The organism is Thiomicrorhabdus sp. ZW0627 (assembly GCF_029767005.1).
GTDB lineage: Bacteria > Pseudomonadota > Gammaproteobacteria > Thiomicrospirales > Thiomicrospiraceae > Thiomicrorhabdus.
The window spans coordinates 902500-917561 of sequence record NZ_JARUQR010000001.1; the positions used below are offsets into that span (position 1 = coordinate 902500).

At 47.8% G+C, this 15062-nt stretch carries 16 protein-coding genes; 4 read left to right on the forward strand and 12 right to left on the reverse strand.

The features are described 5' to 3' along the window. Nucleotides 1–44: 44 nt before the first annotated feature. From QCB45_RS04330 to ffh, 7 genes are all read right to left on the reverse strand, one after another. Nucleotides 45–761 (reverse strand): thioredoxin fold domain-containing protein, encoded by a 717-nt coding sequence (locus QCB45_RS04330; protein ID WP_279419619.1) that lies wholly within the window; start codon nt 759–761, stop codon nt 45–47. Between the two features lie 69 nt (nt 762–830). After that, entirely contained in the window at nt 831–1748 is a 918-nt protein-coding gene (gene xerD, locus QCB45_RS04335; protein WP_279419620.1) for a site-specific tyrosine recombinase XerD, read from the reverse strand. A gap of 100 nt (nt 1749–1848) precedes the next feature. Continuing rightward, nucleotides 1849–2193 carry a 50S ribosomal protein L19 gene (gene rplS / locus QCB45_RS04340; RefSeq protein ID WP_279419621.1) on the reverse strand — a complete coding sequence of 115 codons (345 nt, stop codon included), beginning with the start codon at nt 2191–2193 and terminating at the stop codon, nt 1849–1851. 122 nt (nt 2194–2315) lie between these two features. Beyond that, nucleotides 2316–2996 carry a tRNA (guanosine(37)-N1)-methyltransferase TrmD gene (trmD, locus tag QCB45_RS04345; protein WP_279419622.1) on the reverse strand — a complete coding sequence of 227 codons (681 nt, stop codon included), beginning with the start codon at nt 2994–2996 and terminating at the stop codon, nt 2316–2318. Beyond that, on the reverse strand, nt 2993–3514 hold the full coding sequence (rimM, locus tag QCB45_RS04350) for a ribosome maturation factor RimM (RefSeq protein ID WP_279419623.1): 522 nt from the start codon (nt 3512–3514) through the stop codon (nt 2993–2995). Before rimM ends, trmD begins: the two co-directional genes overlap by 4 nt. Before the next feature lie 26 nt (nt 3515–3540). Beyond that, nucleotides 3541–3777 (reverse strand): 30S ribosomal protein S16, encoded by a 237-nt coding sequence (gene rpsP / locus QCB45_RS04355; RefSeq protein ID WP_279419624.1) that lies wholly within the window; start codon nt 3775–3777, stop codon nt 3541–3543. Nucleotides 3778–4002: 225 nt separating this feature from the next. Beyond that, nucleotides 4003–5388, reverse strand: a complete 1386-nt coding sequence (ffh, locus tag QCB45_RS04360; RefSeq protein ID WP_279419625.1) for a signal recognition particle protein — start codon at nt 5386–5388, stop codon at nt 4003–4005. Between the two features lie 221 nt (nt 5389–5609). On the opposite strand from ffh, the gene ccsA reads away from it, so the two are divergent. From ccsA to QCB45_RS04380, 4 genes are all read left to right on the forward strand, one after another. Further along, nucleotides 5610–6401, forward strand: a complete 792-nt coding sequence (gene ccsA, locus QCB45_RS04365; protein ID WP_279419626.1) for a cytochrome c biogenesis protein CcsA — start codon at nt 5610–5612, stop codon at nt 6399–6401. A gap of 177 nt (nt 6402–6578) precedes the next feature. After that, complete coding sequence (locus QCB45_RS04370; RefSeq protein ID WP_279419627.1) at nt 6579–7808, forward strand: HlyC/CorC family transporter; 1230 nt, start codon at nt 6579–6581, stop codon at nt 7806–7808. 12 nt (nt 7809–7820) lie between these two features. After that, nucleotides 7821–8633, forward strand: a complete 813-nt coding sequence (locus QCB45_RS04375; protein ID WP_279419628.1) for an inositol monophosphatase — start codon at nt 7821–7823, stop codon at nt 8631–8633. 197 nt (nt 8634–8830) lie between these two features. Continuing rightward, nucleotides 8831–9448, forward strand: a complete 618-nt coding sequence (locus QCB45_RS04380) for a DoxX family protein (protein ID WP_279419629.1) — start codon at nt 8831–8833, stop codon at nt 9446–9448. A gap of 67 nt (nt 9449–9515) precedes the next feature. Here the strand turns inward: QCB45_RS04380 and QCB45_RS04385 are convergent, their stop codons facing one another. The 5 genes from QCB45_RS04385 to petA all read right to left on the reverse strand — a co-directional run bounded on the left by QCB45_RS04385 (nt 9516) and on the right by petA (nt 14994). Further along, on the reverse strand, nt 9516–10823 hold the full coding sequence (locus QCB45_RS04385) for an outer membrane protein transport protein (RefSeq protein WP_279419630.1): 1308 nt from the start codon (nt 10821–10823) through the stop codon (nt 9516–9518). A 178-nt stretch (nt 10824–11001) separates the two neighbouring features. After that, nucleotides 11002–12366 (reverse strand): DNA repair protein RadA, encoded by a 1365-nt coding sequence (radA, locus tag QCB45_RS04390; protein WP_279419631.1) that lies wholly within the window; start codon nt 12364–12366, stop codon nt 11002–11004. 104 nt (nt 12367–12470) lie between these two features. Further along, nucleotides 12471–13127, reverse strand: a complete 657-nt coding sequence (locus tag QCB45_RS04395; protein WP_279419632.1) for a cytochrome c1 — start codon at nt 13125–13127, stop codon at nt 12471–12473. Then, entirely contained in the window at nt 13127–14377 is a 1251-nt protein-coding gene (locus QCB45_RS04400; RefSeq protein WP_279419633.1) for a cytochrome bc complex cytochrome b subunit, read from the reverse strand. The genes QCB45_RS04395 and QCB45_RS04400 overlap by 1 nt, the downstream gene beginning before the upstream one ends. Next, a complete protein-coding gene (gene petA, locus QCB45_RS04405) occupies nt 14377–14994 on the reverse strand; it encodes a ubiquinol-cytochrome c reductase iron-sulfur subunit (protein WP_279419634.1) in 618 nt (205 codons plus the stop codon). The genes QCB45_RS04400 and petA overlap by 1 nt, the downstream gene beginning before the upstream one ends. Between the last annotated feature and the right edge of the window lie 68 nt (nt 14995–15062).

The window sequence follows — 15062 nt, forward strand, 5'->3', positions numbered from 1 at the left end:
GAGGGCTTTTTTATTTCTAACTGACCAGGTTTACTACAAATATACTAGCGGGCCAATATCTGAAGCAACTCTTTAGAAGGCACATAACCCGGGATCAAACGGCCATTATCCAAAATAATATTAGGAGTACCGTTTACACCAAAATACTGGGCCTGCTGGACATGGTTCGCAACTGGATTGTTCTCACAGGGTTTATTAGCAACCGGCTTGCCGCTCATAGCATCATCCAAAGCCTTAGTGCGGTCAGCAGCGCACCAAACCGAAACTGCCTTGAAATAAGAAGGCGATCCCAAACCTGAGCGTGGATAAGCCAGATAGCGCACTGTCACGCCTGCTTCATTTAAAGCTGACACCTCTTGATGCAGTTTATGGCAATATGGGCAGTCTATGTCTGTAAACACGGTAATATAGTGTTTCTGTTCGCCTTTGGCCGGGAAAATAATCATTGAATCGGTTGGAATCTTATCAACGGCCAATTTTCTTGCTTCAGATTTCGCACGATCCGTTAAATTCTCGCGTGTTTCAAGATTGATCAGACTACCGTTAAATGCATATTTACCATCGGCAGTCATGTAAATCACCATCGGTCCGACCGACACCTCATACAAACCTGGCACGACACTCGGCTTAATATCCGCCTGTGGCGCATTCGGAATAATCTTCTTTAACTGATCCTGTATCACTTGCTTATCATCGGCCACGGCATTGACTGCAAACAGCGCCATACCGCATACCAAAGCCATATTTTTTAAAAAATTCATATTAAACAATACTCATATGTCTGAATTGGTTGGGGCACTATAACACATTCACGGAGGTTCACAATACGACTATCCGCGAGGATGATGCTGTTGATGGATACGGTGTAAGCGCTCCTTGGCAACATGGGTATAAATTTGTGTAGTAGATAGATCACTGTGACCCAATAGAAGCTGGACTGTCCTTAAATCAGCCCCATGATTGATCAGATGGGTGGCGAAAGCATGTCGAAGACTGTGCGGAGAAAGCTTGCCCTGAATACCAGCATCGAAAGCCAGATTCTTGACCCTGTGCCAAAGCGTCTGACGCGTCATCGGTCTTCCGATCCGTGAAACAAACAAGGTTTCAACCCATTTACGTTTGACCAGTTCCGGACGGGAAGACTGTAAATAACGTTCGATCCACTCGATTGCGACTTCACCGATCGGCACAATCCTTTCTTTACTCCCCTTTCCCGTCACCTGAACCAGACCTGCCGACAGATTGATCTGTTCGAACGGCAACTCGACCACTTCGGAAACCCGCAGGCCGGAAGCGTACATCAATTCCAGAATCGCCCTGTCACGCAAACCTAAAGGCGTCGTGGTATCCGGTCGGTTCAATAGGTCCTCGACTTGATTCTCATTGATGACATTCGGAATACTTCTTGGAATTTTAGGAGCTTTCAACAGGCCTGTCGGATCGGCATCTAAATGACCGTAAACCACGCCCCATTGATAGAAACGTTTTAAAGTGGATAACAGACGTGCATTGCTTTTTTCTTTACGGCCTTGCGCCTGCAAATCTAACAAGAAGCCTTCAATCTGCGACTTAGTCGCCCGCTGAATATCATGATTCTCGAGGCTCTTTTGCCACCAGGCCTGATAGATCTGAAGATCTTTTTTATAGGCGGCAATGGTATTGGGACTCAATCCCTCTGAAACGGCAAGGAAATTCAAAAAGTCCTTGAATACCGAAATCGGCTCGACTGAAAACTCTTTAGTGCTCATAAGTTGGAGTATAACAGGACACGGTAACTATTCGCTTCACCCAGAAACAAAAAACGCCCAATTAAGGGCGTTTTCAATCTCAATCGCTTTGCGAAAAGGCTTACACTTTTTCTTTGATACGCGCTGATTTACCAGAACGGTCACGTAGATAGTAAAGCTTCGCACGACGTACAGCACCGCGACGTTTAACTTCAATACTGTCTACCAATGGGCTGTAAGTCTGGAAAGTACGCTCAACGCCAACACCGTGTGAAATCTTACGCACGATGAAGTTAGAGTTAATACCACGGTTCTTCTTAGCGATAACAACACCTTCATATGCCTGAAGACGTTCGTTCTTTCCTTCGATAACCTTAACTTTAACAATCACTGTGTCACCAGGAGCAAATGTAGGAATTTCCTTAGTCATTTGTTCCGCTTCAATACGCTTGATGATATCGCTCATCTTTAAGCTCTCCGATTTTTTGTCCGAATCTCCCTGGACCCGAACGTGGAAATGGGATTTCTATACCATTTCCCTTTGCATTCATCCAACATTCGCCGGGCAAGCCGGCCAGAGGTTGAACCCTAATTGTTTAACAAGTCAGGGCGACGTTTTTTCGTTCGCTCTAACTTTTGTTCCTGTCTCCAGGCATCTATTTTTGCGTGATTGCCTTCTAGCAACACACTGGGAACCGTCATCTCATCCACCACTTCAGGGCGGGTGTAATGAGGGCAATCCAGCAGGCCGTCCGAAAACGAATCCTGTTCGGCGGACTGGTTATGACCAAGTGCTCCCGGAATCAGACGTATGATGGCATCCATCAACATCATCGCCGGAAGCTCTCCGCCGCTCACCACGAAATCACCGATACTGATCTCTTCATCCACTTCTGAAATCAGTAATCGTTCGTCAACCCCTTCGTACCGACCACATAACAAAGTTACCTGATCATAATGGAGCAACTGTGCGACTTTATCCTGAGTCAGCGGCTGCCCTTGCGGCGATAGATACACCACATGAGGTTTCCCCGGACTCTCTGCCTTAATGGCGCTGATCGTATCTTTAAGTGGCTGATACATCATCACCATACCCGGTCCGCCCCCGTAAGGACGGTCATCCACCGTCTTATGCTTATCAGTCGTAAACTGACGTGGATTCCAGGTTTTTAAATCGTACAATCCAGATTGCAGTGCCCGTCGACTCACACCCGACTCCGTCAATGCCTGAAACATTTCCGGAAATAAGGTAATTACATCAAATCTCACTGTTCCGCTTCCACTTCCCAGTCGACCACAATCTTTTTATTTTCGATGTCCACCGAGCGAATGAACTCATCCATTACAAACGGAATCAATTCATTATGCGGACCTTCCACTCTCAGTACATCGTGAGCGCCGGTTTCAATCAGACCGCTGACTTCACCTAGAAGCTCACCCGATTCGGTATACACTTCGCAACCAATCAGATCGATCCAATACATTTCCTCACTTGGATTCACCAACTGGGAACGCTCGATTGCGATATCGCACCCCATGTACTCACGGGCAATATCACGATCTTGGACATTTTCCAGTAACGCAACCAGAGCCTTTCCGCCCTGCTGTACCTTACTGTCTAAAACTTTTACCTGTTTCCATTCGCCTTTACAGCGTAACCACCATGGCGAATAGGACAGGATATTGGCTCTCGGGTCGGTATGCGAAAAAATCTTCACCCAACCATGGACACCAAAGATACCACTGATTTGGCCAACAATTATTTTCTCGTCCTGAGTGTCAGACATGAATTATCGGCTCTTTTTAGTGGCAATTAAGCGCTTTTAATAACACTTTTTACACGTGGGCTAACCTGAGCACCTTGAGCAACCCAGAAATCGATACGCGCCTGATCCAAACGGATTTTTTCTTCATTGCCGCGTGCGATTGGGTTATAGAAACCAACCTGCTCGATGAAACGACCAGTCGGTGAATTACGCTGATCAGCTACTACTACTTTGTAAAAAGGACGCTTTTTAGAACCACCACGGGCCAAACGGATAACAACCATTTTATTCTCCAATATTTAAATCAGGCGATGAAGAGGAGTCTCTCCAACAATTTCTTCTAGTTAAAATTTCACCCACAAACGAGCGAAAAGCGGAATTATACAGACAAAAAACTGCTTTTTCAAACAGTTATCCATAAAATTAAACCGCTTTTTTGCCCTTTACGAATCTTGAAAGATTTCGCAAAGGGCCAAATTCTGTCAAATTGTCCGAACAGCAGGCCCGAATTAACGCATTCCCGGCGGTAAACCGCCCATACCGCCCATTCCCGGCGGCAATTTTCCGGCCATACCACGCATCATATTCTTCATACCGCCCTTGGAAACCTTCTTCATCATCTTCTGCATCTGGGTAAATTGCTTTAAAAGCTTATTCACATCCTGTACCGATGTTCCAGACCCCATGGCGATACGACGTTTTCTCGATCCTTTGATGACAGCCGGAAAAGTTCTTTCATGACGAGTCATCGAATTGATAATGGCTTCAAGGCGACGGAACTCCCCCTCGGCTTTTTCGCTGTCCAGCTGCCCTTTCAACTGTCCCATTCCAGGAAGTTTGCCCATCAGGCCTCCGACACCACCCATACGCTGTATCTGCTGCAACTGCTCCAAAAAGTCCTCCAGATCGAATTGACCCGACTTCTGAATCTTTTTGGCGAACTTCTCAGCTTTCTTCTTGTCAATTTTGGCTTCAGCCTCGTCGATCAAGCTCAGTACATCCCCCATGCCCAGAATACGGCCAGCCATACGATCCGGATGGAACGTCTCCAGTGCATCAGTCTTTTCACCGGCACCGATGAATTTGATCGGCTTACCTGTAATTTCACGGATAGAAAGCGCCGCACCACCACGGGCGTCACCGTCGGTCTTGGTCAGAATCACACCAGTCAAAGGCAATGCATCGTTAAATGCCTTAGCCGTGTTGGCAGCATCCTGACCGGTCATGGAATCGACAACAAACAGGGTTTCGCATGGATTGATGTTGCTATGAAGATGCTTGATCTCCTGCATCATCTCGTCGTCGATATGCAAACGACCGGCTGTATCCACAAGCAATACATCAACAAACTGCTTACGCGCTTCCTGATGTGCGTTGCGGGCGATATCAACCGGATCCTGTTCGGCGCTAGACGGATAGAAAATTACATCCACCTGTTCAGCCAGTGTCTCCAACTGCTTGATTGCCGCAGGACGATAGACGTCGGCAGACACAACCATCACTTTTTTCTTTTCACGCTCTTTTAGCCATTTAGCAAGCTTGGCTACGGAAGTCGTCTTACCCGCACCCTGTAGACCTGCCACCATAATGACTGCTGGCGGTTCGACATTAAAATTCAGGGGTTCCGCTTCGCTCCCCATGATTTCAGTCAATTGCTCGCGAACGATCTTAATGAACGCCTGCCCTGGATTCAGGCTGGTGGAGACTTCCTGACCAACGGCACGTTCCTGCACTTTCGTGGTGAAGCTCTTCACCACAGGCAAGGCAACATCCGCCTCCAATAATGCGCGACGCACATCACGCAACGCATCTTTAATGTTATTCTCTGTTAAACGACCTTGGCCCTTTATGGCCTTAAAGGTTTTCGTCAAACGATCCGATAGATTGTCAAACATGACGTAACAACTCCTAACACAGACAGCCGGATAAGTTCACAACGGATTCTAATCGAATCCAAAACAGTAAAACCGGCGCAGTCTTCTATTCAAACTTTAATTCCGCTATTATAACGAATATTATGCTCAAAAGTGGGGCATACAATATTTCGACTCCGTATTGTTTTGCGGTTTCGAAATCGGCCCAAACCAGATCAACTCATTTTTAAGGTTGCAACTTCATGATCCTAAGCGGCTTCAGCGCACTGTTAGCGAGTCTACTTTACCTCTACGTCAGCTTCTTGCTTTGGCAGAAAATACAACCTCAGACCCTTCAACCGTTACGTAAAAAAATTCTCAGCTTGGCAACCTTGGCCGTGATTTTCCACGCCGTGGCATTAAGCGCGACGTTACTTCACGGTGCCCAGATCCAATTCGGGTTCGGCAACGGTCTATCACTGATCGCTTGGCTGGGCAGTTCAATACTACTGATTACCAACATCAACAAACAGACCGAAACGCTTGGCATCTTCATTTTTCCACTTGCCGCCCTGACCACTTTACTGCCCTTCGGCCTGCATGAAATGCACCCTCTGCCATACCAGCTGGGAAGCCATGTTCTGATCTCAGTTTCTGCATACAGCATCATGGGACTGGCAACCGCGCAAGCCATCCTATACAGCATTCAGGAAAGACGTTTCCGCAAAAAGCAGCTGTCCACCCTATTGAATGCGCTGCCACCATTGCAAACCATGGAAAAAACACTGGTCCAGTTAATCATCATCGGTTTTGTCTTCCTCAGTTTCGCACTTTTGAGTGGTGTTTTCTTCATCGAAGACATGTTCGCGCAACACCTGATCCACAAAACCTTTTTCGCCATCGTCGCATGGCTAGTTTACGCGACCTTTCTAATCGGTCACTTTCAACGCGGCTGGCGCGGACAAAAAGCTGCCAAATACGCCATCTGGGCTTATATCTTTCTGATCCTCAGCTACATCGGCACGGAACTCATCCTCTACAGACTGACTCAGTAAAATAAAGAATCCATTTAAAAATAGGGAGTTAGAATCGTTTTTTTTAATTCCGACCCCCTACAAAATTTCGATAAACTCTTTTTTATATATTCATAAATAGTTATAATTCTCATCCGATCCATAACTAATTGAACCCAATTGAACTCCCTAGAACTCCCCATACTGTTTGGCATATTATTGCTACTCATTATCTTGTCTGCTCTATTTTCAAGCTCTGAAACGGGCATGATGGCACTTAACAAGTACCGACTGAAACACCAAGCAAAATCCGGAAACAAAGCGGCCTTAAAAGCCCAAAAACTGCTTAAATCTCCAGACCGTCTTTTAGGCGTGATTTTGCTGGGTAACAACTTCGTCAACATCTTCGCTTCTTCGATTGCGACGATCATCGCCATGCGCCTACTAGGAGAAGCCGGAATCGCCCTTGCCGCCGGCTTACTGACTCTGGTCATCCTGATTTTTGCAGAAGTCGCGCCGAAAACGCTCGCTGCCATCTACCCGGAAAAGATCGCCTACCCGGCCGCCTATTTCCTCGAACCGTTACTAAAGCTATTGTCACCGATCGTCTGGTTCGTTAATTTCTTCGCCAATGGATTCTTGAAAATGTTCCGTATCAAATTGAAGGAAAGCGACCATCACGAGCTCAGCCAAGAGGAGTTGCAAACTCTAATCGATGAGGCAACCGGACAGTTACCCGGCGAATATCGCTCAATGCTGACCAGCATCCTGCAACTGGAAAGCGTAACGGTTGAAGATGTCATGATCCCTAAACAGGAAGTTTACGGCGTCAACATCGACCAGCCGATCGATGGCATTTTAAAAGCGATTCAAAAATCCCCTTATACTCGTATCCCTATTTACCGAGGTACGATCGATGACGACTTGATCGGGATATTGAACCTTCGAAGAGCTTTGCCAACCCTTATGCGCAACGATGTCACCCTGAAAGACTTGGTGAAACTGACCAGGCCTGCTTACTATGTTCCGGAAACGACATCGCTCAATATACAGTTAGGTAAATTCAACCTGAACAAACGTCGAATGGCACTGATCGTTGACGAATACGGTGACATCCAGGGACTCTTGACCATGGAAGACCTGCTGGAAGAGATCGTCGGGAAACTGTCAACCGATGCAAAATCGAAACAGCCTGAAATGATTGCCGTCAACGAAGACGGTTCTTGGACATTCGACGCCAGCGAATTCATCCGCGATCTAAACAAGGAATACGACTTCGATCTACCTACCGACGGCCCCAAAACATTGAACGGCCTGATTCAGGAAGAGTTAGAGTCCCTACCGAATATCGGAACCTGTATCCGAATCGACGATTACGTCTTGGAAGTACTTGAAACGTCTTCCAACGCCATCGAGAAAATCAGATTGATCGACGTATCCAGAAATTAAAAGAGTGTAATCATGTCCCATCCTTTTGAACAGAATGAAACTTGGAACCAACTAAAACAAGGCATCATTGAACTTGCCAAACAGGAAGTTCTATCACGTTTCGAAAAAGTTTCCGCCGAAACCAAGGACGATGGCTCATTACTCACCGAAGCCGACACCCAGATGCAGCTCAAAACGGCCGAATTCCTTATGCAAAATTGGCCTCAGTTCGCATTTCTGGGGGAGGAATCTTCCCTTGAAGAACAACAGGCGGCCATGGAAAGCGAACAAGGATGCTGGATTCTAGATCCAGTTGACGGTACCAGCAACTTCGCCTGCGGAATCCCCTTCTTCTCTGTTTCACTGGCATTAATCATTCAAGGCGAACTTGTCGCCGGACTGGTTTACGATCCAAGCCGGGATGAAATGTTCTCGGCCCGCAAAGGAATGGGCGCGGAACTTAACACCGAAACACTAAAAGCTACCACAGCTAAAACCAGCTTGAAACAATGCAGCAGCATCGTCGACTTCAAACGCTTGAAAGCTCCGTTATCAACTAACCTTGCACAATTCCCCCCTTATGCTTCGCAGCGAAGCTTTGGGTCGGTGGCGCTCGACTGGTGCTGGATTGCAGCAGGTCGCGGTCAAGTGTATTTGCATGGCGCCCAAAACATTTGGGACTACGCGGCAGGCTGGCTAATTCTTGAAGAAGCCGGTGGAAAAAGCAGCACTTTGGAGAATGAAGTCGTCGTCGTGCCGCAAGTCGTCAAACGTTCGGCACTTGCGGCCACCACACCGGAACTGTTTGCAGAGTGGCAGAATCACCTGCAAAACGCTTCAAATTAACTTTTAAAGGGAGCCCAACACTCCCTCCCCCATCCCCCCTGAAATGAAACAGACCGAACACCTAACCGTTTTATTTCATTGAATTTTTCATACACCCGCTTAATACATTCAATTCGCTTTCCTCTCCATTTTAAGTCAACATAAAACAAGACGATCAACATCGATCTTTCTAAACCTGACTCTTAGGGAGAAGAAACATGATCAATCCATTCGTTTTTGCACAATCCCTGATGGACAAACTGCACACATCACTGACACTTCAAAGCATCGTATCGCTAAGCTTGCGGCTCTACCTCGCCCCAATCTACCTGATGGCGGGCATGCATAAGGCCAACGGTTTTTCCAATGTCGTACAATGGTTCGGCAATCAGGAATGGGGGTTGGGACTGCCTTTTCCCACAGTCATGGCATTTCTTGCGACCGGCGCGGAACTGTTCGGAGCTTGCGCACTCATTCTAGGCTTTGCCGTGCGCTGGGCCACCATCCCACTTATGATTACCATGATCGTTGCCGCAACAACAGTTCATTGGCAACATGGCTGGCAGGCGATACACGACCTGCACTCACCCTGGGCAAACGAGCATGCAACCGGCGCAATGGAACGACTTGAAAAAGCGAAGGAAATTCTTCAAACTCACGGTCACTATGACTGGCTGACCGAGTACGGCAATTTTGTGGTTAGTAATAACGGGATCGAATGGGCGGCCACCTATTTCATCATGTTACTGGCCTTATTCTTTTTGGGCGGTGGGAGATACGTCAGTGTGGACTATTGGATTCGGCGAAAATATATGCCGAATAGTTTACCCAGATAAAACGTTCAGAACAGGCCCATAAAACTCAACAGGCCTGTTCAAAACCGTATGACCGGATTCGATCAACTCAGTACTTCCAAACCAGTTGGGCACTGACGATATCAACAGTCGTATCATAAGAACCTATGAGTACGTTCGGTCCAAGAGGGCTGGAACCGGTTGAGTATTCAACATCCCCTTTCTTACCAAAGAGGTGACTGTATCCGACGTCCACCGACAACTTGTCACTGTATCGGTAGTTTGTACCCAGAGAAATCCATGTACGATCGCTGTCTGGCGTTCTAGGGGAGCGGCTGTACTTGTCGGGAACAGGGGTTTTATCGAGCGCCGCCCCCGTTCTGATTTTCCAACGGTCATTTAGCTGATAATAACCACCCAATGCAAAACGCCAACTGTCTTTGAAATTCTGATTGGTTTCGGAATCGGGTGCTCCATTGTCGAATGACAATACCAACTCATCGTACTCGCCCCATCCCGTCCAAGTGGAACTGGCTAACAGATGAAGTTGGGAGCTCGCTTCATAATCGACTGCCAGACTGGCCGTCGCCGGGAGACTCACCTTCGCCGAAACGCCGGCATCATAGAAAATATCGGCCAGAGTCGGAGAACCGGTCAAAGGCAAAGGCGTGGTACTGTTGACCCCAGTATAGTCTACACGCCCATTCACATCATGCTTCATCGCGGAACGATAGGCCAATCCCAGGTTGATTCTATCAGTCGGCTTATACATCAGGCCCAGGTTATATCCATACGCCCAATTAGAACCGGTCACCTTGGCGTTGGCATCCGCATCACCCAAAGCGGATTGGTTTAACTTCTGCTCCAACACCACTTCCAGATACTGGGCGTTCAATCCAAAGCCAAGTGATAGCTTCTCATTTACCTTTCTTGCGACACTCGGATTGATATTAAGGGTCTTCAAATCGGTTTCAGTCGCATGGTAACGGCCAACCCAATCCGAATCATAAGAAACATGCTGTCCAAAAGGCACGTTGATTCCCAGACCAACCTGATAATCACCAATTGAGTCCGTCCAATACAGATTGGGAACAAACCCCACAGTCGCGCCGTTATCACCGTCTCCTGAAATCAAGTTTCCCGATGAAAAGGCATAAGACCCGTTATTCGTGAATTCAGTCTTGGGCATAATGACGTGGCCACCGGCAATCAGTTGGCGCCCCTTGATATCTGTCAGAGCGGCAGGATTGAACCACATGACACTGGCGTCTTCCGAATTGGCTGCCGCACCGGCATAAGACATCCCCTGACCACTTGCGCTTTGCTCAATCAATGCAAAGCCTGAGGCTCCTGCAACAACAGGGGTTAATAAAGTGGCTACGGCAGTCATCGCTGACGGAAATCGAAGAGACATCATATAAACTCCAACGGGTAAAAAAATTAAAACTACGAAATTTTAACACCCTAAAAGCCCAAGTCGATTGAATATTCCGAAAGGCCGATAAAGGGAATAAATAGCGCTTTTGCCTACTTTACATTTCCAACAGGCCTGCTCACTTTCAAACAACCCTACAATTCACAATAAAATTCCGGACTTACAAAACATCCAACGCATGCTGCAAGCTTTTCACCCCTGTGATCTCCATTCCCGGAACGCCGTTTTTAGGGACATTTCCGATCGGCACGATCGCCCGTTTAAAACCATGCTTGGCCGCTTCAAAAATACGCTCCTGCCCGCTAGGAACAGGACGGATTTCTCCCGCCAATCCGACCTCTCCGAACACAATCAGATCCTGAGGCAGGGCTCGGTTCTGCATACTGGAAAGAATCGCGCACAATAGCGCCAAATCGGCACTGGTTTCATTTACCTTCACGCCACCCACAACATTGACATAAACATCCTGATCGCCAGCCTGAATCCCACCATGACGATGCATCACCGCCAGTAGCATAGCGATACGATTCTGATCCAAACCGACCGTCACTCGTCTTGGCGAACCGTAAGGGGACTCATCGACCAACGCTTGAATCTCAACCAGCAAAGGTCGAGAACCTTCCCACACCACCATCACAACCGAACCCGGAGCGGGTTCTTCCCCGCGAGAAAGAAAAATAGCCGAAGGATTCTTGACCTGCTTCATACCTTTATCGGTCATCGCGAAAACACCGAGTTCATTAACGGCACCAAAACGGTTTTTAATTGCTCGTAAGGTCCTAAAACGACTGTCTGACTGACCCTCAAGAAACACCACCGTATCCACGATATGCTCCAACACTCGCGGACCGGCAACCTCACCGGACTTGGTCACGTGGCCGACCAGAAAGATCGCCACATTGTTCTGTTTGGCATAACGGGTCAAAAAAGCCGCCGTCTCACGTACCTGCGAAACCCCGCCGGCAGCGCTGGCGATTTCAGCCAACTGCATGGTTTGGATCGAATCGACAACCATCACTTTAGGTTGCTCGTCCTGTGCGGATTGCGCAATCGCCTCGACATCCGTCTCAGTCAACAGGCGTAATTGTTCGTCCGGCAACTGCATCCGCTTAGCACGCATAGCTACCTGTTGAAGCGACTCTTCACCCGTTACATAGAGGACTTTTTGCTGTGTACTCAATTCACACATAACCTGTAGCAGTATCGATGATTTACCGACCCCTGGATCCCCACCAATCAATACAACCGATCCCGGCACGATCCCGCCGCCCAGCACCCGATCCAATTCAGACATGCCGGACGTGATCCTAGGTACTTCTTCGAGATTGACTTCATGAATGGCTTTGACCTGGTTTTCTGTCGCCCCGGAATAACCCGAAGCGGCTTTGGCGACTTTACTCTTGGCGGCACTTAATTTGATCTCTTTCAGCGTATTCCACGCTTTACACGCCATGCACTGCCCCTGCCACTGACTGTGTTCCGCACCACAGTCGGTACAAACATAAGCATTCTTAACTTTCGCCATCTAACCACCTATCGAACGATTCATTCATTTTTAACCACCCCATTTTACTTCCCTAGAAACAAAAAAGCCCGCGTAATGCGGGCTCGTTTTCGGAATAACAAAGCTTAATGCTTGATGTCTCTCCAATACTCTTTCTTCAAGAAGTAAGTCAGCACCAACAGCACTAGCAAGAAAGCGATTACTTTCCAACCTAGCTCGGTACGCTGTAGCTTGGCGGGCTCACCGGCGTATTCCATGAAGTTGGCAATATCACGGGCCGCTTGAGCGTAATCTTCCGCCGAAGCATGACGCTGAATGCCTTCAAGGACGTTCGGCATAGAAGTACCTGCCAGAGCATGGTTATCCCATTTACCATTTTCATCCTGATAGTAACCGCGTAGGAAGGTATAGATATAATCAGTACCTCTCAAACGCGCCATCAAAGACAAATCCGGTGGCTCCACACCCAATACTTCCATGGCCACACCAGGCAACATTCGAGTTTTAACATCGTCGACAACCTTATTCATGTTGTAGGCCATTTTCTCGACGATCTCTTCATTGCTCCACCCGATATCCCTTGCGATACGGTTATAACGCATATACTTCATAGAGTGGCAAGCCATACAGTAGTTCGAGAACAAAATCGCTCCACGCTTCAGGGAATCCTGGTCACGTAGATTGTTCTGAGCCGGTTCCAATTCAATAGAGGGACCACCGGCAGCCTGTGCGGCAATCGGTAGTGCTAAAAAGAAACTGAATATCCATACAAGTTTTTTCATTACTTAACCCTCTCCGGTACTGGCTTGGTTTTTTCAAGAACCGAAGTGAACGGCAACAAGAAGAAGAAACCAAAATACAACGCTGTAAACAACTGAGCCAACTTCGTCAATTCAGGTGTCGCAGGCTGGGTACCTAGATAACCCAACACAACAAAACTCACTACGAACATGGTCAACAGTATTTTGTACGAAGCGCCACGGTAACGGATTGACTTGACCTTACAACGGTCCAGCCAAGGCATCGCAAACAATACAGCGATTGCACCACCCATTGCGACAACCCCCAGGAACTTATCCGGTACGGCACGAAGAATCGCATAGAACGGAGTGAAATACCAAACCGGTGCGATATGAGCCGGTGTCTTCAGCGGATCTGCCGGTTCGAAGTTAGGCGGTTCCAGGAAGTATCCGCCACCTTCAGGCCAATAGAACACCACAAAGGCAAACAACACCATGAAGAATACCGCGCCCATAGAGTCTTTCACCGAGTAGTAAGGATGGAACGGAATCCCGTCAATCGGCAGGCCGGCTTCATTTTTATATTTCTTGATTTCGATACCGTCAGGGTTGTTCGATCCAACCTTATGCAATGCGACGATGTGCATAAAGACCAAAATCAACAAGACCAATGGCAAAGCAATAACATGCAGTGCAAAGAAGCGGTTCAAGGTTGCGTCCGAAATAACGAAGTCACCACGCACCCAAAGAGCCAGATCCGGTCCAACCACTGGAATAGCCCCGAACAGGGAGATGATAACCTGGGCACCCCAGTAAGACATCTGCCCCCAAGGCAATAGGTAACCCATGAAAGCTTCAGCCATCAATACCAGGAACAGGAACATACCCAGCAGCCACACCAGCTCGCGTGGCTCTTTATAGGAGCCGTACAGCAGCCCGCGTAACATATGCAGGTAGATGACAATGAAGAATGCAGAGGCTCCGGTGGAGTGCATATAACGGATTAACCAACCCCACTCGACATCACGCATGATGTACTCGATGGAATTGAATGCTTCGGCGGCACTTGGCTTATAACTCATGGTTAGCCAGATACCAGTAATAAACTGGTTAACCAGCACCAATAATGCTAGGGAACCGAAAAAGTACCAAAAGTTAAAGTTCTTAGGCGCGTAATATTCGCCAACGTGTTCGTTCCATGTACTGACGATCGGATAACGACGGTCCAACCACCCTAACAAGGAACCTTTCTTTTGTTCTGGAGCCTGATCTGCGGAATGTTTAATAGACATTAGGCAACTCCTTCTTTCTGTGGATCTTCACCAATTCGAATCAAATGTTCTGTCATGAAATGGTGTGGAGGAATTTCAAGGTTAGTCGGAGCGGGTACCGACTGGAAAACACGGCCGGCCAAATCAAAACGCGAACCGTGACATGGACAGAAGAATCCACCTTGCCAGTCCGCTCCGACATCCGGAGAACCAATCGCAGGACGATATAAAGGCGCACAACCTAAATGCGTACAGATTCCGACAACAACAAGATACTCCGGATTAATTGCACGAGTCTCGTTCTGGCAATAAACCGGCTGTTCCGACTGCTGAGAAGCAGGATCACGTAACTGCGCATCCAAAATAGGAAGTTTCTCCAGCATTTCTGGCGTACGTCTGACAACCCAAACCGGCTTACCGCGCCAAGACACGGTCAACATCTGACCCGGCTGAAGCTGGCTGATATCAACATCAACCGGCGCTCCGGCCGCTTTTGCTTTTTCACTTGGCTGCCAAGAACTGACAAATGGAACCGCCAAGAAGGTAGCTCCCGCTGCGCCTACAACGCCTGTCGCACCCGTTAGGATTTTCCGGCGTTGAATATCAACACCTTTACTCTTATGTACTTTCGTCGACATATTTGTCTTCCTATTATTCACAAGCAAATGCCGCTTATTTTACCCAAATAAGAGCAAAACTTGAATCA

Excerpts from the sequence above, each read along its gene's own strand:
- QCB45_RS04330 (WP_279419619.1), bottom strand. The coding sequence starts at position 761 with ATGAATTTTTTAAAAAATATGGCTTTGGTATGCGGTATGGCGCTGTTT.
- xerD (WP_279419620.1), bottom strand. The coding sequence starts at position 1,748 with ATGAGCACTAAAGAGTTTTCAGTCGAGCCGATTTCGGTATTCAAGGAC.
- rplS (WP_279419621.1), bottom strand. The coding sequence starts at position 2,193 with ATGAGCGATATCATCAAGCGTATTGAAGCGGAACAAATGACTAAGGAA.
- rimM (WP_279419623.1), bottom strand. The coding sequence starts at position 3,514 with ATGTCTGACACTCAGGACGAGAAAATAATTGTTGGCCAAATCAGTGGT.
- rpsP (WP_279419624.1), bottom strand. The coding sequence starts at position 3,777 with ATGGTTGTTATCCGTTTGGCCCGTGGTGGTTCTAAAAAGCGTCCTTTT.
- ffh (WP_279419625.1), bottom strand. The coding sequence starts at position 5,388 with ATGTTTGACAATCTATCGGATCGTTTGACGAAAACCTTTAAGGCCATA.
- ccsA (WP_279419626.1), top strand. The coding sequence starts at position 5,610 with ATGATCCTAAGCGGCTTCAGCGCACTGTTAGCGAGTCTACTTTACCTC.
- QCB45_RS04375 (WP_279419628.1), top strand. The coding sequence starts at position 7,821 with ATGTCCCATCCTTTTGAACAGAATGAAACTTGGAACCAACTAAAACAA.
- QCB45_RS04380 (WP_279419629.1), top strand. The coding sequence starts at position 8,831 with ATGATCAATCCATTCGTTTTTGCACAATCCCTGATGGACAAACTGCAC.
- QCB45_RS04385 (WP_279419630.1), bottom strand. The coding sequence starts at position 10,823 with ATGATGTCTCTTCGATTTCCGTCAGCGATGACTGCCGTAGCCACTTTA.
- radA (WP_279419631.1), bottom strand. The coding sequence starts at position 12,366 with ATGGCGAAAGTTAAGAATGCTTATGTTTGTACCGACTGTGGTGCGGAA.
- QCB45_RS04395 (WP_279419632.1), bottom strand. The coding sequence starts at position 13,127 with ATGAAAAAACTTGTATGGATATTCAGTTTCTTTTTAGCACTACCGATT.
- QCB45_RS04400 (WP_279419633.1), bottom strand. The coding sequence starts at position 14,377 with ATGTCTATTAAACATTCCGCAGATCAGGCTCCAGAACAAAAGAAAGGT.
- petA (WP_279419634.1), bottom strand. The coding sequence starts at position 14,994 with ATGTCGACGAAAGTACATAAGAGTAAAGGTGTTGATATTCAACGCCGG.